This window comes from Flavobacterium sp. LAR06 (assembly GCF_041946075.1).
In the GTDB taxonomy this organism is placed as follows: Bacteria; Bacteroidota; Bacteroidia; order Flavobacteriales; family Flavobacteriaceae; genus Flavobacterium.
Genome location: NZ_JAUTYT010000007.1, coordinates 299,326 through 323,817, shown reverse-complemented (window position 1 = coordinate 323,817; position 24,492 = coordinate 299,326). Strand labels below are relative to the sequence as shown.

18 protein-coding genes are annotated in these 24,492 nt (G+C 34.6%); 8 read left to right on the top strand and 10 right to left on the bottom strand.

Annotated elements, in window-relative coordinates:
* The 3 genes from Q7C23_RS12690 to Q7C23_RS12680 all read left to right on the top strand — a co-directional run.
* Positions 1–3,840 (top strand): gliding motility-associated C-terminal domain-containing protein (locus Q7C23_RS12690; RefSeq protein WP_375032863.1); only part of this gene is annotated, 3,840 nt, incomplete at its 5' end.
* Positions 3,841–3,999: 159 nt separating this feature from the next.
* Positions 4,000–4,917: a type IX secretion system membrane protein PorP/SprF gene (locus tag Q7C23_RS12685; RefSeq protein WP_375032862.1), complete on the top strand. Its 918-nt coding sequence runs from the start codon at positions 4,000–4,002 to the stop codon at positions 4,915–4,917.
* A 14-nt stretch (positions 4,918–4,931) separates the two neighbouring features.
* Positions 4,932–6,854 carry an OmpA family protein gene (locus Q7C23_RS12680; RefSeq protein ID WP_375032861.1) on the top strand — a complete coding sequence of 641 codons (1,923 nt, stop codon included), beginning with the start codon at positions 4,932–4,934 and terminating at the stop codon, positions 6,852–6,854.
* Between the two features lie 132 nt (positions 6,855–6,986).
* Here the strand turns inward: Q7C23_RS12680 and Q7C23_RS12675 are convergent, their stop codons facing one another.
* The 7 genes from Q7C23_RS12675 to pyrR all read right to left on the bottom strand — a co-directional run bounded on the left by Q7C23_RS12675 (position 6,987) and on the right by pyrR (position 12,059).
* A complete protein-coding gene (locus Q7C23_RS12675) occupies positions 6,987–7,493 on the bottom strand; it encodes a CAP domain-containing protein (protein WP_375032860.1) in 507 nt (168 codons plus the stop codon).
* A 174-nt stretch (positions 7,494–7,667) separates the two neighbouring features.
* Positions 7,668–8,312, bottom strand: a complete 645-nt coding sequence (gene pdxH / locus Q7C23_RS12670; RefSeq protein ID WP_375032859.1) for a pyridoxamine 5'-phosphate oxidase — start codon at positions 8,310–8,312, stop codon at positions 7,668–7,670.
* Between the two features lie 105 nt (positions 8,313–8,417).
* Entirely contained in the window at positions 8,418–9,323 is a 906-nt protein-coding gene (locus tag Q7C23_RS12665; RefSeq protein WP_375032858.1) for a ribonuclease Z, read from the bottom strand.
* A 92-nt stretch (positions 9,324–9,415) separates the two neighbouring features.
* On the bottom strand, positions 9,416–9,748 hold the full coding sequence (locus Q7C23_RS12660; protein ID WP_375032857.1) for a ribonuclease Z: 333 nt from the start codon (positions 9,746–9,748) through the stop codon (positions 9,416–9,418).
* A gap of 120 nt (positions 9,749–9,868) precedes the next feature.
* A complete protein-coding gene (locus Q7C23_RS12655) occupies positions 9,869–10,795 on the bottom strand; it encodes an aspartate carbamoyltransferase catalytic subunit (RefSeq protein ID WP_029273654.1) in 927 nt (308 codons plus the stop codon).
* A gap of 49 nt (positions 10,796–10,844) precedes the next feature.
* Complete coding sequence (locus Q7C23_RS12650; RefSeq protein WP_375032856.1) at positions 10,845–11,486, bottom strand: hypothetical protein; 642 nt, start codon at positions 11,484–11,486, stop codon at positions 10,845–10,847.
* 33 nt (positions 11,487–11,519) lie between these two features.
* Entirely contained in the window at positions 11,520–12,059 is a 540-nt protein-coding gene (gene pyrR / locus Q7C23_RS12645; RefSeq protein ID WP_074658383.1) for a bifunctional pyr operon transcriptional regulator/uracil phosphoribosyltransferase PyrR, read from the bottom strand.
* A gap of 320 nt (positions 12,060–12,379) precedes the next feature.
* Between pyrR and Q7C23_RS12640 the strand changes: the two genes are divergently transcribed.
* The 4 genes from Q7C23_RS12640 to Q7C23_RS12625 all read left to right on the top strand — a co-directional run bounded on the left by Q7C23_RS12640 (position 12,380) and on the right by Q7C23_RS12625 (position 14,567).
* Positions 12,380–12,871 carry a hypothetical protein gene (locus Q7C23_RS12640; RefSeq protein ID WP_375032855.1) on the top strand — a complete coding sequence of 164 codons (492 nt, stop codon included), beginning with the start codon at positions 12,380–12,382 and terminating at the stop codon, positions 12,869–12,871.
* A gap of 137 nt (positions 12,872–13,008) precedes the next feature.
* Entirely contained in the window at positions 13,009–13,602 is a 594-nt protein-coding gene (locus Q7C23_RS12635) for a dihydrofolate reductase family protein (RefSeq protein WP_375032854.1), read from the top strand.
* 115 nt (positions 13,603–13,717) lie between these two features.
* Positions 13,718–14,272, top strand: coding sequence for a hypothetical protein (locus tag Q7C23_RS12630; protein ID WP_375032853.1), 555 nt, complete (start codon positions 13,718–13,720; stop codon positions 14,270–14,272).
* A 124-nt stretch (positions 14,273–14,396) separates the two neighbouring features.
* Complete coding sequence (locus tag Q7C23_RS12625; protein ID WP_194659260.1) at positions 14,397–14,567, top strand: hypothetical protein; 171 nt, start codon at positions 14,397–14,399, stop codon at positions 14,565–14,567.
* Between the two features lie 61 nt (positions 14,568–14,628).
* Here the strand turns inward: Q7C23_RS12625 and Q7C23_RS12620 are convergent, their stop codons facing one another.
* Together Q7C23_RS12620 and Q7C23_RS12615 are read right to left on the bottom strand one after the other, a co-directional pair.
* Complete coding sequence (locus Q7C23_RS12620; RefSeq protein WP_026984448.1) at positions 14,629–16,248, bottom strand: ABC-F family ATP-binding cassette domain-containing protein; 1,620 nt, start codon at positions 16,246–16,248, stop codon at positions 14,629–14,631.
* A gap of 231 nt (positions 16,249–16,479) precedes the next feature.
* Complete coding sequence (locus tag Q7C23_RS12615) at positions 16,480–17,253, bottom strand: TlpA family protein disulfide reductase (protein WP_375032852.1); 774 nt, start codon at positions 17,251–17,253, stop codon at positions 16,480–16,482.
* A gap of 101 nt (positions 17,254–17,354) precedes the next feature.
* On the opposite strand from Q7C23_RS12615, the gene Q7C23_RS12610 reads away from it, so the two are divergent.
* Complete coding sequence (locus Q7C23_RS12610; protein ID WP_375032851.1) at positions 17,355–18,293, top strand: WG repeat-containing protein; 939 nt, start codon at positions 17,355–17,357, stop codon at positions 18,291–18,293.
* 433 nt (positions 18,294–18,726) lie between these two features.
* Here the strand turns inward: Q7C23_RS12610 and Q7C23_RS12605 are convergent, their stop codons facing one another.
* Positions 18,727–24,216, bottom strand: coding sequence for a glycosyl hydrolase family 18 protein (locus tag Q7C23_RS12605; RefSeq protein ID WP_375032850.1), 5,490 nt, complete (start codon positions 24,214–24,216; stop codon positions 18,727–18,729).
* Positions 24,217–24,492 lie beyond the last annotated feature (276 nt).

Below are 24,492 nucleotides of genomic sequence, written 5' to 3'. Positions count from 1 at the left end.
TTTGTAGCTTCTGAAGGATGTTCTAATGCTGGTACTTATACTAATACCTGGATTGTAAAAGATGCTTGTGGAAATACTTCTGAAACCTTTACTCAGGTAATTACTATCGAAGATACAACTGCTCCAACATGGACTACACAAACAGCTTCTTTAAATGTAACAATTGAATGTAGTGACACCACAGCTTTGGCATCGGCGCAAGCCTCATTCCCTGTTGCAACTGATTTATGCGATAGTGATGTAACTAATATAGAAAAAACAAGCGGCCAGTTTGTTGCTTCTGAGGGATGCTCTAATGCAGGTACTTACACCAACACATGGACAGTAAAAGATGATTGTGGAAATATCTCAAATACCTTTACTCAGGTAATCAATATTCAGGATACTACTTCTCCAACATTTATTGGAGAGCTTCCACAAAACATGACCGTTTCTTGCGATGCCGTTCCAGAAGCGGCCACACTAGAAGCTTCCGATAATTGCAATGGAAATTTACCTATAGTATATTCTGAGATTAAAAGTGATATTCAAAATGAGTGTAATACCAATTATACCTTAACCCGTAAATGGACAACAAGCGATTGCGGAGGAAATATAATCTCTCACACTCAAATTATAAAAGTAGAAGATACAACGGCTCCAACAGGAACTGCTCCAACAGATGTAGCTAATTTGCAAAGTATTGCCGATATTCCAGTCGGGAATCCAAGTGATATAACAGATGCCGCAGACAATTGCAGTGAAAATATAAACATTACAATAAGTCACTCTAATAACGGAGGAAGCGGTTGCGAAGGAAGTCCTTATATCCTAATCAGAACATATACTTTAACAGATTGTGCCGGTAATAAAACAGAATTGACACAAACCTTTACTGTAGAAAACAAAGTTTCTGTATCGGGTATCGCTACACATGTAACTTGTATGGGAGAAAGCGATGGTTCTATTTTAGTAACCAACAGCCCTGGATCAACAGTTGTTATTACCAATGAAAATAATGAAGTTGTTGGAAATACAAATTTACCAGCCGGAACTTATACACTTACAGCAACATCATCTGTAAATAGTGGAAATCAAACCTGTACTGCCACTGCTACAGTAATTATAACCGAGCCTAACTATAGAATTAAAATCTCAGGACAAATAATAAATGTAGACACTAATACACCAATTGCAAATGTACCTGTAACCTTGATTCCTCAAGGAACAACCACAGGTCCAATTTTATTCCGTCTAACGGGAGCAGATGGAATGTATACCTTCTCAGGTATGGCTGCAGGAAGTTATTTAGTTCAGGTTCAGGATGCTAATTTAAATAATGTTTATCAGTTATTTCCTGTCGATACTAGTTTGTTCTATACTACTCTTGAAGATTGTAAATTCCAGGTACATAACTTTGAATATGGAAAAACAAAACTTCCTGTTTTAGGAGATTATGTTTGGTACGATACAAATGCAAATGGAATTCAGGATGAATGGTATGACGCCAACAATGATGGCAACGTAACTCAAAACATTCCTGATAGCGAAGGCTCTATCGAGTATAGCCTATGGGAATGGATTGATTTTAATGGAGATGGAAGTTATGCAGGTCCGCAAAATATTGGTGAATTAAATGCGGGCGGATTCGGAAATGCATCAAGTGCTAATGTCTTTGTCGACGGTCCAAACGGATACCATAAAGAAGTAATTATAGGAATTCAGGGGTACTGGGGAGACAGACCAGAAACTGAAAATCCTTATGGACAATATACTGTTAAACTGGTTCGCGATACCAATTTAGAAACAACTGCAATTGCTCTAGGAGTTGGTGGTTTAGTGAAAGTACTGCCATCACTGACAGACAGAAAAGCACCATCAAAAATTGGTAAAACACAATTACATACAGTTTGTACAACGTCGCCTGATGCAGGATATATTGTAAATGTAACTCCGGAAGATCTAATTCATTTGGACATTGACTTTGGTGTCAATTGTAAAGAATATCGTGATCTTATTGCTAATGATGATAGTGCCGGACCATTTGCGGGTGTCAATCATACAACACCAAATGTTCTTAATGTGTTACCAAACGACACCATTGAAGGAGTAGTGGTAACAGCATCTGATGTAATAATAACTACAGTAACACCAAATGAATTTTTACAATTAAATCCTGATGGTTCAGTAGATATTTTACCAAATGCTCCTGTAGGTACATTAACAATGGTTTATCAAATTTGCGAAGCGGATCAAACTTCAAATTGTGATACTGCAACTGTAACGATTACTATTGAAGCTCCGGTAATGACCGTGACTGCGACAGCGATTTGTGTAAATGATGTTCCTTATGTAGACTATACAGTAACACCTGTAAATTTCACTCCGGTAAACGGTGTAACAATTGCTTGGGCTGACAGTAACAACAATGTTATTACTACAATGAACGATTTACCATTAACCGGACGAGTATTATGGCCTGGTGCTGTTGTAGATCAAGCCGGAAATGGTTTAGATTGGCCAGGATGGTTATTCCAGAATAATCAATGGATTGAAGGAGCGGACGGCTTCGAAACATTACGTCCGACTGCAACTTTAACCATAAGTGTTAATCCTTCACAAACGATAGTGGTAAATTATCCACCATCAGATCCTTATTGTATTGCCCGTCCAACATTTGCAATAATAGCCAATGACGATGATGCAGGACCAATAAGTGGTAATACCGGAGGTACAAACGTTCTTAATGTTTACACCAATGATACATTGAACGGCAATGTAATTAATCCGGCTGATGTGACCTTAACTACGGTTACACCAGACCCAACAGGAACTTTGACTTTAAATCCTGATGGCTCTGTAGATGTACCCGCAAACACACCTAGTGGAACATACGTGCTAACCTATCAAATTTGTGAAAATGCTGATTTTGGAAACTGTGATACAGCGATAGTAACTGTAAATGTTATTAATACACCACCAGTAATCAATGCTCTTTCAGACACCTATAGTGTTAGTTGCGAAGGATACGGAAATGTTGGAAATGTTTTAAGCAATGATACAATTGATCTTAATCCTGCTTTAATAGAGCTACTAAACTTTACATTACTTCCTAGTACCAATGGTCATCCTGGAATTACTGTGGACGCGTCAGGAAATGTAAATGTTGCAAGTACAACTCCTGCAGGAACATACAATTACGATTATCAGATTTGTCTTAAAAACCGCCCTGAAATTTGCGTTACAAGAACAATTACAGTAACCGTTCTTCCAACTATAGCGAATCTAACAAGCGAAGCCTGTAATGAAGACTCTTCTCTTATTGATTTAATGACTTTGCTGCCAACTAATGAACCAACAACAGGTACATGGTCAGACACAAGTAATAGTAACGCTTTACAAGGTAGTGTTCTAAACCCATTTGGGCTTGCAATAGGCAATTACACATTCGAATATAAAATAATCGATGAAGATTGTCCGAGAACTATACTACTTTCAATGGATGTAAAAGATGATTGTAAAGTATTACCATGCGGAAATATAGTGATACACAATGCCTTTTCTCCTAACGGAGACGGAATAAATGATTTCTTTACAATTGATAGTATTGACGAAATAAATTGTTATCCTGAAAATACTGTTGAAATATATAATCGTTGGGGAGTATTAGTATTTGAAACTACTAATTATAACAATACAACCAATGCATTTGATGGAACTTCCAGAGGAAGAACCACGGTTAAAAAATCTGATGGTCTGCCAACTGGAACTTACTTCTACATTATTAATTATAAATCTTTAGATGGAAATAATGTAATGCAGAATAATAAAAAAGATGGTTATCTATATCTATCAAAATAAAGATTGAAATTATGTGATTCGCTATAAAATACAAACTTATAGCGAATTACATAAAATTAAAAAAATCCTTATTTTTTGAATATACGAATGTATTGACTTTTATTCCAGGAGTCCCATTAATAAAAATCAATAGTAATAATAAAATAATAAATATCTACTATGAGAACAAAATTATTTTCCTTCGTCATAATGTTTGTAACGATTGTAGGATTTGCACAGCAAGATTCTCAATTTACGCAATACATGTACAATACTATAAATATTAATCCTGCCTATGCAGGTTCTCGTGGGGCTTTAAGCGTTTTTGGCCTGTACCGTACACAATGGGTCGGACTCGATGGAGCTCCTGAAACAAGCGCTTTTTCAGTCAATACACCTATTAACAATAGTAAACTGGGAATTGGAGCCTCGTTGGTAAATGATAAAATCGGACCAACAAATGAGAATAATATTTCTGTTGATTTATCTTACACCATCCAGACATCTGCTAATTTCAAGCTTTCATTTGGTATCAAGGGAACTGCCAACATCTTCAGTTTAGATGCCAGTAAACTGAATCCCGAAGATGCGGGAGATCCGCAGTTTCAGGATTTAGATAACAAATTCTCACCAAATGTTGGAGCGGGGATTTATTGGCACTCGGATAAGGCTTACATTGGTTTCTCTGTTCCTAATTTTATCGAAACGAACAGATATGATGATAATGATGTTGCCATTTTCAAAGATAAAATCAATTATTATTTAATGGCGGGTTATGTATTTGACCTTGATAAATACCAATACATAAAATTCAAACCTGCCGTACTTACCAAAATGGTAGAAGGCGCACCACTTCAGGTAGATATGTCAGCCAATTTTATGTTCTATGATAAGTTTGTAGTGGGTGTCGCTTATAGATGGAGCGCTTCATTAAGTGCTATGGTAGGATTTCAGATTACGGATGGGCTTTATTTAGGTTATGGTTACGATCGTGAAACCACGAATCTAAACAATTACAATTCAGGATCACACGAGATATTCCTTCGTTATGAATTCTTCAAAAAAAATGGTAAAATGACAACTCCTCGTTTCTTCTAAAAAAAACTATGATTATGAAAAATTATATACTTCTTTGCCTAATAATTGTAAATGTTTTTTCATTTGACAGTTATGCACAGCAATCAAAGATAAATGCTGCTGACAAAAAATACGACAGCTACGCATATGTTGATGCAATAAAGACCTACGAGAAAGTAGCAAGTAAAGGATATAAGTCCGAAGACATGTTTAAGAAACTAGGAAACGCCTACTACTTCAACTCCAATTTTGAAGGAGCAGCAAAATGGTATGGCGAACTATTTGCCATGAATTCAGAAGTTGAACCGGAATATTATTACCGATATGCCCAGTCCTTAAAATCTATTGGAGAGGCAGATAAGGCCAATAGACTTTTGGGTGAATTTAATGCCAAAAACAAAACAGATAACAGAGCGAAACTTTATGAGCAAAATGTGAATTATCTTGATCAGATAAAAGCCAATTCCGGACGTTATAATATTGAGAATGCAGGAATCAACTCTAAATATTCTGACTATGGAACTTTTGTCCACGACAACAAAATCTATTTTGCATCAGCCAGAGATACCGGAAATTTTTCTCAACGTAAACACAAATGGACTGGGGAATATTTTACAAATTTATACATAGCCGATATCGACTCTGCAAAAGTAAAAAAGTTCAAAACAGATCTAAATACCAAATTTCATGAGTCTTCTCCAGCTCTGACTAAAGATGGGAAAACGGTGTATTTTACAAGAAATAATTATTTAGACGGAAAAAAAGGAAAAAATGGTGAGAAAACTACTTTAATCAAAATTTATAAAGCCACTCTGGAAAATGAAAAATGGACCAACATTACACCAGTATCTTTTTCCAGCGATAATTACAGTACGGCACACCCAGCACTTAGTCCCGATGAAAAAACATTATATTTTGCAACTGATATGCCCGGAACGTTAGGTCAATCTGATCTTTATAAAGTAACTATTAACAGCGACGGTAGTTTTGGTAATCCCGAAAACATGGGCACAACTATAAACACAGAAGGGAAAGAAACGTTCCCATATGTAACCGATGAAAACGAAATTTATTTTGCTTCAGACGGACATCCCGGCCTTGGAGGTTTGGATGTGTTTGCCGGGAAACTTGGAAGTAACGGAACTGTTAGTGACATTCAAAATCTAGGAGCCGATATCAACTCCCCAAAAGATGATTTTGCTTATGTGATTGATCCGGAAACAAGAAAAGGATACTTCAGTTCTAATAAAGATGGCGGACAAGGATCCGACGATATTTATAAATTCCTGGAAACTAAAAAATTAAGATGTATTCAGGAGCTAACCGGTACAATAACCGATGCTAAAACGGGTATTGTTTTGCCAGAATCAAAAGTAAGCCTATATGAAAATCAAAGTGTATTGAATAGCACTATTGCAGATGCATCAGGAAATTACAGTTTCCCTGTTGACTGTGGAAAAACCTACAATGTAAGAGCCGAAAAAGAAGAATATGAAACTAAAGAAGTTAGTATCACAATAGAAAAAGTCAGTGGAAAAACAAACTTACCCATCGCTTTGGATAAAAGCACCTGTCGTGTAACTATAGGCGATGATTTAGGAACCTGCTTTGGCATAAAAATGATTTATTTTGATTTAGATAAATCCAATATTAGAACAGAAGCGGCCATTGATTTAGAAAAAATACTGGTTGTATTAAATGAAAACCCAGGAATGAAACTTGATATTCGTTCCCATACAGATAGCCGCGCAACATATAAATACAATGAAGCCTTATCTGACAGAAGAGCAAAATCTACTATTCAATGGTTAATTAAAAATGGTATAGATAAAGGCCGATTAACCGGTAAAGGATATGGTGAAACGCAACTAGTAAACAAATGTACTGATAATATACCATGTACCGAAGCTGAGCATCAGGAAAACAGACGAAGCGAATTTATTATTACTGCACTGTAATTAGTTAATTAAGATTTTCATACAATTTTAAAAAAGCTGTCTTAAAAAAAGACAGCTTTTTTTTCAAAAAAAAACCGCTGTAACCCTTAGAGTTACAACGATCACTAAAAAACCAACCAGTTTTAAATTATCTTAAATTTTAACAAAGATGTTAGTGTAATATTTTTTTCCTGTTGCAGGATCTATTGTCACCGCTATTCCGAAGTGTGTAAAATTACCTTCAATATTTTCTTTATGACCAGGGCTTTCCAGCCAGGCTTTTAATACAGCCTCAGAAGTTTTATAATTAAAAGCTACATTCTCGCCAACTTTTGTAGCGCCAAGTACCTGCATTATATTTTCTGAACGAGCAGTAAAATCGTTATGATTTACCGCATTAGTAGCAATCATATAATTGTTATGTTCCAGACATTGATTGGAAATATGGTTGATTCTTTGCAATGCATTTAAACCAATTGTTGCTCGGTAATTATTTATTAATTGCATTGTTTCTAACTCTGAATCATTGTAAGTATATTCTGTTATCAGAGTTTTTGTTGGAGTGCTACTTTCAGTTCCTTCGGCAGTATCGGCAGAGCATGAGTTCATTGCAATAAATATTGCAATGAACAGCATGTTGTGCATAATTTTCTTCATCATAGTCATCAGTAGTTTACGCAAGCTTAAAGTAAATGTTGGGGCAAATCCTTTAAATTTTTATATTTAAATTAAATCGTTTTTTCTTACACCAAACGTATTCAATTTACCGTTAAACTACAAAAATAATCGACGAACTACATACAAATTTTTAATATAAATGTATTTTTCTTACAGCTAAGACGATAATCGTTCAATTTTCCATGAATAATCAGATTGACTTTGGTATCGAATCCTGTCATGTAATCTATTAGGTCTCCCTTGCCAAAATTCTACTTCCAAAGGAGTTACTAAAAACCCTCCCCAGTTTTCAGGCCTCGGAATCGGCTTCCCTTCAAATTCCGCTTCTAATTTTTTAAGGTTTTCTTCTAAAAAAGTTCTTGACGGAATCACTTCACTCTGATTGGAAACAATAGCACCTAACTTGCTTCCGTCCGGACGGGAATCAAAATAACCGTCAGATATATTTTCAGAAGTTTTCTGCGCTATTCCTTTAATGATCACCTGACGTTCCATTTCCTGCCAGAAAAAAGACAAACAAACATGCGGATTCGCCGCAATCGCTTTCCCTTTTTCCGAATTATAATTAGTATAAAAAATAAATCCTTCTTCAGAAAATTTCTTCAGAAGAACTACTCGAGATTTCGGAAAACCGTCTAAACCAATGGTTGAAACCGTCATCGCGTTCACTTCTCCGCTTCCGTCAAAATCTTCCACTTCATGAAACCATCGGTTAAAAAGATTAATTGGATCTGCGGGAATATTGGTTTCTAATAATTCGCTTTTCTCGTAAGATTTTCTATAATTACTTAAATCGTTCATGGTTTTTTGTTTTTTTTTGTTTCAGATTTCAAGTTTCAAGTTTACCAAACAGACTTTTAATTTGAATCTTGAAAACTTAGAATCTCAGAATCTTAGTCTCTTAATTTAAAACTCAAAAGAAACTCCGTCGTCTCCCAAAAGGACACTCGGGAAAATACTTTCAGCTTCTTCTTTAAAACGTTCTATTCCATCGTATCGTGTGGAATAATGGCCTAAAACGAGTTGCCTTGCATTTGCTTTGAGCGCTATTCTCGCCGCTTCTTTTGCTGTTGAATGCAAAGTTTTTTGTGCTAAAGGAGCTTCTGATTCCAAAAACGTTGATTCATGATATAAAACATCAACATTTTCAATAATCGGTATAATTGCTTCATTATAAACTGTGTCAGAACAAAAAGCATAACTCAGTGGCGGAATTGGATCGAATGACAATTTCTTGTTTTCAATTACAGTTCCATCATCTAGCGTTACATTTCCTCCGTTTTTTATTTTCTGGTAGTAAGCAACATGAATATCATATTGCTGAACTGCTTCAATATTTAATTTCCTTTCTGCTGGTTTTTCCTGAAATAAAAATCCATTGGTGTAAACACGATGTTTCAACGGAATCGTTTTTACTATGACTTTCTGATCTTCAAAAATCACTTCACTTTCCTTCGACTCTAATTCGTGAAAAAACAAATTATAAGTTGTCCAGGATTCTGTTAGTTTTAGTTGAAGCAGAATTAATTCTTTTATTCCTTTTGGTCCGTAAATATGTAAATCAGTTGTTCTCCCTAAAAGCGAAAAAGTCGAAATGGTTCCAATTAATCCATACAAATGATCTCCGTGAAGATGGGAAATAAAAATGTGATTAATTTTTGAGAATTTAATCTTGTTCTTACGTAATTGAACCTGAGTTCCTTCTCCACAATCAATCAAAAACAATCTGTTTTTAATTTCTAAAACCTGCGAAGTTGGGTTTGTAAGCGTTCTGGGAGTTGCGGCATAACAGCCAAGTATGGTTAATTTCATTTTAGATTTTAGATTGTTGATTTTAGATTGAGGAATTTATTTTTTTTTAGATTTAGTGTAAAATCTAATATCTAAAATCTGAACTCTAAAATCTAAAATCCTAAGTCTCTTTCTATTTCTTCCATCTCAATAATATCATGCGCTTCCAAAAGAGAAGGAACCACTACCAATTTATCAGAAATCGAGTTAAAATCAAGATCAGAAACTACAATTACAAATGATTTCTTTGCTTTTTTGTGTTGTTTAGAAAGTGGCAGAAAAAGTTTTAAATCGCTTTCAGCTAAATTAGTATCTGCTGATAAATCGATTATAATATTTTGTTTTTCAAAGGTTTTAAATTGTTGCGTCACTTTCTCCAAAAAAGAATTAAAATCTCCCTGGGTGTCTTTAATCGTAACGGTATGTCCTTTTTGATCTACTTTCATTTTACTAAGGTACGAAGTTTTTTTTATTGTTGTTTCAGGTTTCAAGTTTCAGGTTTCAAGTTTTAGAACGTTCAGTTTGACAACTTGAAACCTGAAACTTGAAACAAATAAAACTAAAATTTACTGTATTTTAGAAGCCAGAAGATAAATAACCGCCATTCTGATCGCTACTCCATTTTCTACCTGATTCAGGATTACAGAATGATCAGAATCTGCTACTTCAGAAGTAATCTCTACTCCCCTGTTGATTGGTCCCGGGTGCATGATGACGATTTCTTTTCCAAGAGAATCTAGCAAAGGTTTATCTACTCCGTATTGCTGTGCGTATTCTCTTGTTGACGGGAAAAAGTTTACATCCATACGTTCGTTTTGTACACGAAGCATGTTCGCCACGTCGCACCATTCTAATGCTTTTCGTAAATTCGGCTCGACCGTAACGCCAAGCGATTCAATATATCTCGGAATTAAGGTTTTTGGCCCACATACTTTTACTTCTGCGCCTTGCATCTGCAAAGCATATATATTGGATAAGGCAACTCTTGAATGCAGAATATCACCTACAATAACTACTTTTTTTCCAGCTACATCACCCAGTTTTTCTCTGATAGAATAACTATCTAATAAAGCCTGCGTTGGATGTTCATGCGCACCGTCTCCCGCGTTTACGATACTGGCTTTGACATTTTTAGATAAAAAATAAGCCGCTCCGGGATTGGAGTGGCGCATTACAACCATATCCACTTTCATTGAAAGGATATTGTTTACAGTATCAATAAGTGTTTCTCCTTTTTTAACCGAAGACTGAGCTGCAGAAAAACTAATCACATCTGCCGATAATCTTTTTTGGGCTAACTCAAACGAAAGTTTTGTTCTGGTACTGTTTTCGAAGAAAATGTTAGCAATGGTAATATCTCGTAATGAAGGAACTTTTTTAATCGGTCGGTTAATGACTTCTTTAAAATGATCTGCCGTTTCAAAAATTAGGTTAATATCATTCTCGTTGATGTATTTAATTCCTAATAAATGATTTACGCTTAATTCTTTCATTTTTATTTCTTTAATATTTATTTGTCAAATTCTTTAAGAGCAATTCTCTTTATTGGATCATTCGCTCTATAACCTCGCCGTAATCCTGTAAATCTCTTCCATCTTCATTAAAAATATGCTGCCATCTGAAACCCGGAATTTCTATTTTCGTTCTTGCAGATGGACTCCATTTTATTTGAAAGCCGTTGTTTCTTAAAACTTCAGCCACTTTTTTTCCGACTTCCATTGCAACGGCATCACTAGTATTATCTACTTTCTGAAAAGCAATAAACAAACCCGGATCTTCTACTGCAACAGCTCTCGCCAAATCTTGTTGGTGATAAAAACAATAACCATCAGACCAGACTTCGTTTTCCTGCAGTTCTCTTTCCACCTCCACTACTTCATATTCGCCCTCTGTTGTGGTGTAACCTGCATTATGAAGCGCAACGATGTTTTCATCACCCAATTCATCAAACGCTTTTATTAGTCTTTCCGTATCGGTTGGACTTTTCCATTGTTTACTTTCTGCAAGTAACTTTTGGTATTCTTCTTTTATGGTATCAAAAGCCCACTCTTCTGAAATTTCATCTTCAAATTCGTTGTCTTCAATTTCTTCTAGGATGTTCTCTTTAATCTCATCAATAGAAAGAAATCCCATTCTAACCTGATTAAAAATTGATTCGTAAATAAACGCTTTGTTTTCTGTCATTATTGTCTTTTCAATTTTTAACGATTCAATATCTTAATTGGTTATTAAGTAAACGGCATCTTCGCTATCATTTTCTTTCCAGCTAACTTTTACCTTTTCATCATTAATGGCATCTACCTGTCGACCGCGATAATCGGGTTGAATTGGCAGATTTCTACTAAAACGTCTGTCGATTAACACTAACAATTCGATTTCTGACGGTCTTCCGAAAGATTGAATTGCGGTTAAGGCAGAACGAATGCTTCGTCCCGTAAACAAAACGTCATCGATAAAAATGACTTTTTTGTCTTCGACTATAAAATTTATTTGTGTTTTATTGGCTTCGAGCGGTTTATCAGTACGACGAAAGTCATCTCTAAAAAAAGTGATGTCCAGATATCCCAAAGAAATTTCAGGAACTTTATATTCGTCTTCTAATATTTGTTTTAAACGTTCAGCTAAAAAAACGCCTCTTGGCTGTATTCCGACTAAAATAGTATCGGAGAAATCAAGATGTTTTTCGATTAACTGACAAGCCAAACGATGGAGTATGATAGTAACTTCTTTTGAATTAAGTAATACTTTTTGGCTCATAATTAAGTGTGATGTTTGGTTGGGCAAATATACGAAATCAGAATTTATTTGTAACGGTATTATAAATACAAATATTATTTTTTGATTTGTTATTTAATTTTAGGCTTTCCAGAAAAAATTTAACTTTTAAATCTAAATTATTCTAAAATCATATTTTAGCAAAATAAACAAGTTACAATTGCGATTGCTAGTAAGGATTTTAAATAATCGAAATATGATATCATTTGGCATCGATAAGAAAAAACCGATTACTTAGATATTAACAACTATAACATAGAAATTCTTTACTTGGTCGCAAACTAATTTTAAACAATAAATAAATGAAAAAACTATTACTTTTAATTTTAGCGCTGTCCTTGAATGCGTATTCTCAAGATAGCTTAAGATTTAAAAACGTATATATTGAAAAGGGACTATGTTACCAAATTGAAACTGGTAAATTGTTTACTGGAAAAGTACAAAGTTACAAACACAAAAACCATCTAGTTTTCGAAAACAATTATATCAATGGCCAATTAATAAAATATACCGAATATTTTAATGGTAAAAAAAGAAAAATAGCGGAAGACATTTTTTATGACAATCATGGTTTGAAAGAAAAAAGAATTAGATATGAATATTCAACTGATTTTAAATGGATAACATATTACAACGCTAAAAACGAAAAAACTTTAGAGGAAGATTTTAAAGATGGTATATTAGTGTACAGGTGTGAATATCTTAATAATAAGAAAAATGGAATAATATTTTCTATAAATGATAAAGGAGAAAAAACAGAATGCAAATACGAAAATGGGAAGTTTATAAAATAAGAAAATTGAGTTATTATATATATTTAGTAATATTTTCAAATCCTTATTCCACATACAATACTCATAATATCAATAAATTGAATAAAAAAATATTTTCTTTTTTATATATTTGATAGAACAATAAAACACCAAACATCATGAGAAAAATAATCGTCATAACTATGATTACAATCGATGGCGTAATGCAGGCACCGGGTGGCCCTGAAGAAGATAATTCGGGCGGTTTTGAATTTGGAGGCTGGGTGGCGCCTTTTGGAGATGAAGAATATGGCAATGTCATGCAGGAACAAATGAAACCCGCTGATATTCTTTTGGGCAGAAAAACATTTGATATTTTTGAAGATTATTGGCCCAAACATGCAGAAGGCTGGCCGGGAATTAATGATGTTACCAAATACGTTTTGTCTTCCACCAGAAATAATTCAGACTGGGAAAATACCGAATTCCTCTCCACTATAGAAGACATCAAAAAACTCAAAAATTCAGAAGGCGGAGACCTTAAAGTTTGGGGAAGCGCCACACTTGTTCAGCTTTTGCTTCAACATGATTTAGTTGATGAACTTGCACTTTTAGTTTATCCTATAATTTTGGGCAAGGGGAAAAAATTGTTTGATGATAGCTCAACTCCGGCAGGATTTACATTAATAGAAAGTACGGTTACGCCAAGTGGAGTCATTGCAGTGAGTTATAAACGTGGTGGAGATGTTAAAACTGGGACTATTGGAGAGTAAATAAGAGTTTTAGACTATAATTCAGGAAGAAAATTAAACTTAAACTTCATTACAATAATGTCCAATATATAAGTGACAAACTAAAAACCAGTATATTATCTCAAAATGATTATTTTTGATAGTATCAAATGATAGTATCAAAATGCAGATTCCTTTAGAAATAACAATTCAAATTACAGACAGATCAGGAAATAATAATTCAATTAGAAATATACTTTTCGGATTTAAAATTTTTGAAAGTGAAGATGATTATTATACAACATCCTATTTTAAAACAAATAATTCTGGCTGCATAACTATAAAACAAAGTGATTTGATTAATAAATCTGAACTCAAATGGGAAAATGATATAGAAAGTTTTCAAAGTTTAAAAATAGAAGTTTTTGCACTTGATGCTAATTCCACTAAAAGCGTAAAAGAAAACTCTAAAAATTATATTAATATCACTACTCAAAAGGAAGCTTTAGAAAAAAATTTAAAAGAATCCGGTTTTAGTGATCAAAACATAATAGCTGCTAGTCAAGCAATAAAGAATGTTGCTGTAGGTCAAATGGAAATTTACAATTTATTTAAAGACTCAAAAAATGATACAGTTCAAATCTTGACGGATAAAATAGAGGATATATGGAACGACGAAAGTAACAAAATTTATAAATTCACTATTATTTAAATCTCCAAATCATAGAACTTTTCAATCAAATTATGTAAGACCTTTTTTTGCTGATTAAAGTAATTTTATTCTAACGATAATTAGAATACTAAATTCTTTTTAAAACATTTAAAACAGCAAAATCATGCAAAAGAACATTACACGTTTGTTAATGGTATTCGTAATACTATTTTCATTTACAAGTTGCGAAGTTATAGGAGATATTTTTAAAGCCGGAATGGGATTCGGAATATTCATCGTAATCTTTATTGTTGCGATCATTATTTTCATTTTCGCCAAGCTTTTCAGAAAATAAAAAACATAAAAAAATCCCAATCGTTTTGCGATCGGGATTTCTTTTTTATAGTCAGTTACAATTACAAATTGTACATTTTCTTTCTTAATTCCTGAATTTTTTCATCATCAAGATATTCATCAAAGGTCATATAACGGTCGATTGCTCCGTTTGGTGTTAGCTCCACTACTCTGTTACCAACAGTTTGTGCAAACTCGTGATCATGTGTTGTGAAAATTACAGAACCTTTAAAGTTTTTCAAAGAGTTATTGAAAGCCGTAATAGACTCCAAATCTAAGTGATTTGTTGGTTCGTCTAACATCAGGATATTGGCGCGCTCCATCATCATTCTTGACAACATACAACGTACTTTTTCTCCTCCTGATAATACACGGCTTGTTTTCAAAGCTTCTTCTCCAGAGAAAATCATTTTCCCTAAGAAACCTCTAATGAAAACCTCATCGCGCTCTTCTTCTGTTTTTGCATATTGACGTAACCAGTCTACCAAAGTCAAGTCATTTTCAAAGAAAGAATGATTTTCAGCTGGCAAATAAGCCTGATTTGTTGTGATTCCCCAGTCAAAAGTCCCGGCATCTGCTTTTTGGTTTCCGTTTAAGATTTCGTAGAAAGCGGTTGTAGCACGTGAATCTTTAGAGAACAGCACGATTTTATCGCCTTTCGCCATATTCAAATGAACACCTTTAAACAAAAGATCTCCTTCTACAGAAGCTTCTAAATTTTCAACGTTCAAAATCTGATCTCCTGCTTCACGATCCTGATCAAAAATAATAGCTGGATAACGACGGCTTGAAGGTTTGATATCTGAAATGTTCAATTTAGAAATCATTTTTTTACGAGAAGTTGCTTGTTTAGACTTTGCAACGTTCGCACTAAAACGACGAATAAATTCTTCAAGCTCTTGTTTCTTCTCTTCTGCTTTTTTGTTTTGCTGCGCACGTTGTTTTGCCGCTAATTGGCTAGACTCGTACCAGAATGTATAGTTTCCTGAATAGTGATTTATTTTCCCGAAATCAATATCAGAAATATGAGTACAAACCGAATCTAAAAAGTGACGGTCGTGCGATACTACAATTACTGTATTTTCATAGTTTGCCAGGAAGTTTTCTAACCAGGCGATTGTCTCGAAATCCAAGTCGTTGGTAGGCTCATCCATAATAAGTAAATCAGGGTTTCCAAAAAGTGCCTGCGCCAAAAGCACACGAACTTTAATTTTACCCTCTAAATCGCCCATTAAAGTATAATGGTGCTCTTCGTTGATTCCTAAGTTAGACAACATCGATGCCGCGTCTGAATCAGCATTCCAGCCATTCATCTCTTCGAATTGAACCTGAAGTTCTCCAATTCTGTCAGCGTTTTTATCGTTGTAGTCTAAATAAAGTTCATCCATTTCTTTTTTAACAGCGTACAAAACTTTATTTCCCATCAAAACAGTTTCCAAAACAGTATGCTCGTCGAACATGTTGTGATTTTGGTTCAAAACCGACATGCGTTTTCCCGGTTCTAAATGAATATGTCCAGAAGTTGGGTCGATATCACCCGAAATGATTTTAAGAAAAGTAGATTTTCCAGCACCATTGGCTCCAATAACGCCGTAAATATTTCCATGAGTGAAAGTGGTATTTACTTCGTCAAACAAAATTCGTTTGCCAAATTGAACTGATAAATTATTGACTGTTAACATGAATGTCTTTTTAATTAATTTTGTGCAAAAGTACGGAAAAAGGTTCTAAGTTGCAAAGGTGCTAAGGCTCTAAGTTTTTTTTATTATTGCTCCTTATTTTATCACCATATAAGTAATATAAGTTCATTTAATACTAAACTTGTAATTGTATTGAATATAGTAAATCATATAAGTTTTGGAATATTTTAAGCTAGACTTACATTTCTTATATTACTTATATGGTTTAAAAAACTACAGTTTGCTTTCTTTCGCCAAAGCAACTTCCAGGCTTTCGAAATTAGGCAGCACTTTTGCAATTAAACCTTCTTTATTCAAGATAAAATGTGTTGGAAAAGCATTCAAATCCAATGTTTCATTCATATATATTTTCATATCTGGAATAACAGCATAGGACAGTGGTTTTCTTGCTAAAAATATTTTTAGTTGTTCTGGAGAGTCTTCGGCAAAACTTACAAAGAGAATGTCTTTTCTGTCTTTGTATTCCTCCACTAAACGGTTCACTTGCGGGAATTCCCTAATACAAGGCGTACAATGAATGTACCAGCATTTTATCACAATAATTTTTCCTTTCATGGTTACGTTTGAAACTTCATTTCCGTTTAAATCTTTAAATGAAAATTTAGGGAAAGCCGTCCCTTCCATTTTGTAGTTTTTAAGCGCATCAAAACCTATTTGATTGATGGTTGCTTTTATACTTGAATCGGAATTTGAGTCAATTTTGAAAAGTTTGTAATAATAAATTGAATCCTCTGATTTTAATCGGATTGGAATAAAATTTCCGTTGGTCAATTCGTTTAGGAAAGTTTCTTTTGAAATTTCTTTTGAAAGAAGATCAAGCGCCACAAAATCTCTGGAAAGCATTATATTTTTACTTTGGTATAGTGACCATTCACTAAAGTTTTTTTGAATTTGAATGGGATCAACTTCTGGATTCCCGAATTTGGTTTGGCTGAAAATTGTAGCGGAAACTAGAAATAGTATTAGTAAAACAATTGATTTCTTCATGAATTTATTACGCAATAATTGGGAATCAAAAGTAGTTAAATTTTTAAAGACTTTAATTACTACATTTGAATACCTTCAATAACTAAAGGCTTTTTTTTTTTATGAAAAAAATATTTCTGCTTCTTTTAATTTTAAATCAATTCTCTGGTTTCTCACAAACAGCTAAGCTGTATTATTTTATTGAAAAAGACAGTCTTTTGGGCGTGAAAAATCAAAACGGAAAAATTATTATTCCTGCTGCTTATACTATGAGTCCATCTATTTACGATGGAATTTTAAAAGAAGAGATCAAAGAAAACATCATCTTTTTTTGGGTCAGTAAAGAAGGTCAAAAAGTGTATGACAGAAAAGGTAATTTCCTTTTTGAACCTTATCTTTTTGATGCCTGCGTCGATGATTTTTCTGAAGGTTTAATGAGATTTAGTGAAAACAAAAAGTTAGGCTTCGCAGATCGAAACGGAAATAAAATAATTCCGGCAAAGTATGATTGGGTTTCCAGTATGAACTTTGGTTTTTCCCAATATTGCCAAGGCTGTTATTTTGACCGATCTAAAGATGATGAACATCCTACGTTGGTTGGAGGAACCTGGGGTTATGTGGATAAAAAAGGTAACGAAATAATACCAACAAATAAACGAAATCATCAAAAGGATTTTGAAACCGAAAATCATCAATTTATTCCGTATCAATTTCAATACAATGATAAAGAGAAACAGATTCTGGATTATTTTGAAAAACGAAAAGAGTCAATTATCAAAATCTACAAAATAGATTGTACTGTAAAAGATTTATATTTTGAAATTGTACAGCAGCCATCAAAATTAGAACCTTTTTATACAGTCAAAACTTTTGAAGTTTGTGATCAATATTTTCACGGAGCGAATGAAACTTATGATGATTATAAAATTTTTAAAGTTTCAGCAGATGGAAAAGAATTCTATGCTCTTTACATTGATTTAGTTGCTCATAAAAAATATTCTGAATATGTTAAGCGAAAAATTCCTGTTGATAAATGGATTAAGAAGAGTTTAAAAAAGTAGCAGTTTTGATTTAGAGAAATTAAACACTGATGATTTAACCGCAAGGAGCGCAAGGGGTTTACGAAAAGTTCGCTAAGTTTTTTATTCTCATTTTTGTGGTTACTTTGTCAAACAAAACTTCTTATGAAAATGAATGCCCTAGCCCTGATAGCCTTTTATGTTGGGGTTCACCATAAAAGATACAAGCGGATAGCAGGAAACAGCTCCTTATAAAAATCCACATCATTATAAATTTCACATCTCACATTTTAGGCCATAAAAAAAACCCGGCAATAAATTGCCGGGTCTATAATACGCTCCTCTAAGTGAAAACCAAATAACAAATCACTTAAATTCGTCGCATTTATTTGAAATAAAAACCAGATTAAAAAATAAATAACCAAACTCAATTTTAACCGTCCCAATTTTTTATTTCTAAATTTTCATTCATTAACTAGTTTAAAAAATTCATTACTTTGAATGATTTTCTGTTTCCTGCTTTGTCTGTCACCACAACGATGAACAATTGTTTTGTTGTGAAACTATGGTTTTGAAGCAGGACTTCTTTATTATTTTGAATGTTTTTATAGCTTACTAATAATTGTCCGATAGTATTAAATACATCTACCTGAGCAATATCTTCAGAATCGTTTGTAACCGATAAAGCGTCATTTTTAAAATAAGCGATAGTGCTTCCTTTTGCTTCAATTTTATCCAGGGCCAATGTTTTCCCTGCTGATGCAAAATAGGCTGCGTAAGCATTTGAGAACTCATAACCTGTTCCGCATGAAGCATCCCAGTTGATTGACCATGTCATTACTCCTCTCATGTCTGGATAAGGACCTCCTTTTAAAGTATAGGCTCTTCCTGAAAAAGTAGTTCCGTATCTTAAATAATTGAATGCCTGAATTCCTTTATCCGGAGTTAAATAGCCTCCTGCAGGAGCTGCCGGAGCACAAGCCGGAATCGCGATAACCACTTTAGAAGCTGGTAATGGCGGGAAATAGAAACCTGTAGAAGCTACGTTAAATCCTTTCATTAACATATCTGACATTGACACTAAAAAGTCTGGTGTTGCTTGTGAATACGCTACATTATCTAAAGCTGTTATAGATCCTGTATTGTATAATTGCACCATTAATAAATCCAGTTCGTTACGCAAGTTGTGAATTACCGGCAAGAACGAACCTGCTCCATCTGAATAAACAGAATAACCTACTTGAACATAAAAAGTCTCTGGTGCAGATGTTAGTATAAATCCGCTTCCGTAACTTGCTTTTAATTCTTTGAAAGCGTCTACAATGTTTTTCAACTTTGGATATGCTGAAATCGCTGAATAAGAGAAATCTTTAAGCGCTCCTGCTCCAAAATTCATAGAACCGCCTTCAAAATCGATATCAACTCCATCGAAATTATATTGGTCAACAATTGCTTTTAATCCGTTTACGAAAGTGTTTTTCTGAGCAACTGTTTGTAATTCTACGTGACCATTCTGTCCTCCGATAGAAACAATAACCGGAATTCCTTTATCTCTCAAAAATTTAATATCATTCTTTAATAACTGCGGATTGAAAACTCCATTTGTCATGTATCTCGGTTCGTTTACAACCAAAATTGGCGTGTAACCGTCTCTGTTTAAAGTTTCGATAAACGAATAAACTACCACATTAAATTTCTTATCTCCCATTTGGTTGAAGTATAAGAATGGCGCGCTGGCATTATCCCATCCGTGAGCGTAACCCACAATTACTTTTGCAGGTAACGGATTGAAAGAGGAACTGATAATACTTAATGACTGATTGAATGTTTTTATTCCACCAGAATTATCTGTCGCCGTTACCACAATTGCATACGTTTTGAATGCATTTGGTGTAAAAGTGTAGTTATAAGCATTTCCGGTTCCTTTTGTCATGGCAAAAGAAGTTCCGTCAATACTAATTGAAACTGTAGAAACTGTTCCATCGGCATCTGTAACATTTACACTAACCGGAACTGCCTGAAACCCTGAAGCCTGATTAATAGATGTTGCTGCAGGTGCAACCCATGCAATTTCTGGTAATTGATTTGGACAAGAAGTACCTGAACATTGTAAATAAAATGCTTTGGTATTTTCTGCAGTAACACTATTTGAAGCTGTAGCCGTTGCTTTCAATGTGTAATTTTTATTGAAATCAGCTGCAACTGGTGTCCAACTTGCTACATATTCTGTTCCTGTAGAAAGCGTTCCTGTAATATTTTGTCCGTTGATATTAAAGACAACAGAAGAAATAGTTACTGTTGGATCTGCAAAAGTCAAACTTGCGTTAGCTTTTAACTGAATTGCAGTTCCCGGAGCAATTGCAATCGTCGCTAATGAAGGACTTGTAATGGTAACCTGTGGGGCAACCGAATTTGAATTAAAGTTATAAACCTGAGGTGTGGTTGGCACAGTAAAATTGGCCAAATTCGTAGGAGAATAAACAATACTATTATTTTCCCAGGCATTCAATTTTAAACTTGTAATAATTGAATAACCAGATAAAATTGAATTAGCATAGCTAAAATTTCCTGAAGCATCAGTCGTAGCAATGTAACTTGCATATCCGTGCGTGCTGTCTGTCCAGGGTAAAATTAATTCTACTTTAGCGCCTGCAACCGGAGTTGAACCGCTTTTTACAGTTCCGCTGATTAAATTACCGCTGGTAACATTTTGCGTGAAGTTCAATGTTTTATTGGCATTAATTGCAGCATAAACTGTTGAAGCCGGACTAAAACTTAAACCCGTTTTAGCAGCCGTTACCGTATAATCTGAACCTGCAACTAAATTGGCAACACTATAATTCCCCGAAGCATCAGAAGTTGCTGTTAAAGTTGTTGTTCCCGTCGTAGCAGAAACGATTACTCCTGAAACTGCTGTAGTTCCATTTTTAGTTGTTCCGCTAACGGTGTAATAAACCGGATTTACAACTTGTGTAAAATTCAACGTTTTATTAGAACTGATAGCGCTATAAATTGTTGATGCCGGCGTGAATGTTAATCCTGTTTTAGCAATAGTTACAGTGTAATTTGATCCTGAAACCAAATTAGCCACACTATAATTTCCAGAAGCATCAGAAGTTGCTGTTAAAGTTGTTGTTCCTGTCACAGCTGAAATCGTAGCTCCAGAAACCGGAGTTGCTCCGTTTAATACTGTTCCACTAACAGTGTAATAAACCGGATTAACAACTGATTGAGTAAAATTCAGCGTTTTATTAGAACTAATTGCAGTATAAACCGTAGAAGCTGGCGTAAATGTTAATCCTGTTTTAGCAATAGTAACGGTATAATTTGACCCCGAAACCAAATTTGCGACACTGTAATTTCCAGACGCGTCTGAAGTCGCTGTTAAAGTTGTTGTTCCTGTCACAGCTGAAATCGTAGCACCTGAAACGGGAGTTGAACCATTAAGAACTGTTCCGCTTACGGTATAATATACTGGCGTAACAACACCTGTATTGAAATCGTAAACCGTTGGGTTTGCAGGAACAGGGAAGTTTGCTAAATTGTTTGGTAAATAAACAACTTCTCCGTTTTCCCAAGTGTTTAATTTTAAACTTGATACAGTTGTGTATCCGTTTAAAATAGCATTGTCAAAACTATATTTTCCCTGAGCATCTGTCGCGGCGATTTTGCTTACATACGGATGTGTGTTATCTGTCCAGGGCAAAATCAATTCGACTTTTGCACCAGATACTACAGCTGTTCCGTTTTTAACTGTTCCACTAATTTTACTGGCACCAACTACAATAACATCCTGAGAAAAATTCAATGTTTTATTGGCTGTTAAATTAGTATAAACTGTTGAAGCTGGTGTATATGTTTGTCCTGCTAAAGCAGCAGTTACCGTATAATTTCCACCTGACGGTAAATTCGCAATCGTATAAACACCACTTGCATTTGTAGTTGCAGTAAAAGTTCCCCCTGTTGAAGTTGCCGTAACTGTAACTCCTGAAACTGGCGTTGTATTATTCAAAATAGTTCCGCTTACTGTATAATATACAATTGGTGCGCCCTGAACAAAATTCAATGTTTTATTGGCATCGATTGCATTGTAAACCGTAGAAGTTGGCGTATAAGAGAACCCAGTTTTTGCTGCAGTTACAGTAAAACTAAGTCCGGCCGTTAAGCCTGCAACACTATAAACGCCACTTGCATTTGAAACTGCAGTTAAAACTGTGGCTCCTGAAGTTGCCGTAACAGTAACTCCTGCTACTGGTGTTGCTCCGTCAAGAACAGTTCCGCTAACGGTGTACAAAGGCTGAGTTCCGTTAATTACAACAGCGGTTTGGTTAACCGTAACATTTGTTAAAGTTACCGGAGTAAAAGTATACGTCGCTTTTAAAGCCGTTAATTTATAAGTCTGTCCAGAAGGCAAATTATTGAATGTGAAATTTCCTGCTGTAGAAACTATTGTTTGTAAAACGGCATTACTTGCATCACGCAATTCTACTGTTACATCTGGCACTAAAGCTGATCCGTTTTTTACTGATCCGGCAATACTAACTGATCCGGCAACGATGCTTCCGAAAGAAGTATCAACCTGGTTTAATAAGGCATTCGGGATAGAACCTCTGGTATCCTGAGATAATTCCCAAACCATACCACCGGCAAGATTTCTCGATTTAATGTACTGCACCTTTAAATCCATTGATTGTTTATCTTCATAAGAGATAAACTGTTTTAAAGTAGCATTGTATAAATAAGGAACTTTGGTTGTATTGTCAAAATATCGTACCCATCCTGCAGCTGCTGCAGTTGGTGTCACTAACATAGTATTTGGATCTAAATAAGGATGTGAATTCGTAACCGGATTTCCAACTAAATCACAAATTTCAATACTTCCTGATTTTTCACAGGCAGCAGGTCCATCCCACGTTCCAACAGGATTTTGCGGATTTGTACATCCTGAAACAATATATCTCGGTGCAGAAACGAATAATCCGGGTAAGTTTGGATTGGTTCCGTTATTGGCAACATTGTCGAATTTTTTCCCGTAGAAAGGCAATCCCATGATTAATTTGTTCGCAGGAAAACCAACCACATTCAAATATTGATTTGTCAATTCGTCTAATGATTCAGATTGAGTTGCATTGTATAATGGATCATTTGAATTTCCACTTGAATACAAAGGAGCATTATAGCAGGTTTTATCAAACCAGTTTCCTCCAAAATCATATCCAAAATAAGTGATGTAATCACAATAAGTTGAAATATCTTCTGTCATTCCGTATTGTGCTCTTGTGTTTGGTCCTAAATATTGTTTGGATACATTTCGGACATTATTTCCGGCTGCGATTGTAACCAATTTATTTGGCATTGCCTGACGCATTGCCTTCAATAAATAAACTAAGTTTTTGTTGTCATCCGGACTGTACTTTTGTGGAGGAATTGGTGCTCCATTTATCACTTCAGTACCATCTGTTCCTCCAGAAAGAGGATATTCCCAGTCAATGTCGAATCCATCTATAAAAGGATACGTTACAATGAAGTTTGCCATGTCTGCAGCTAAAGCAGCTCTTGCTACCGGACTTGCAGCAATTGGAGAAAGATCCTGACCTTTAGTCCAGCCTCCAACAGAAATTAAGATTTTAAGATGCGGATACTTTTCTTTTAATTTTTTCAAATCATAAAAGTTTCCTTTTACCGGAGCATCCCAAGGGATTCCGCCTTCCATATGCTCAAAATCGGCATACGAATCCAAACATAATAACTTTGTATTCTCCGGATGGGCAGGATCATAAGTTGTCCCATAAAAAGAATAATTCAAATGCGTCAATTTACTTCCGTCAATCTTCGGAATATTGAAATCCCTGGCATAGATAGACCATTGCGCATAATACCCTACTACCTTTTTTCCGTGAGCTGGTTGGGCTAACGCTAGTAAGGGAAACAGTAACAAAAAAAGCAATCTGTAATAATGTTTCATAATTAATAAATATTGGTTAATAGAAAAATAAATATTCCGGTTACCCTATTATATATGCCAAAATGCAGCACATAAAAAAACAATAACCGGGGTTTTCAGCCAACTGCAACTTGGAGAGATTGCAGTCAGGTGGAATTAATTCATATTACTTCTATAAATAAATATTACTATTACCGATTCTACCATAATCATTAGCCAATAGTATTGATTGATATTTAGATATAATTCTTTAAAAATTAGTATTAAATACAAGAAGATAAACTTGGGGATTCATCA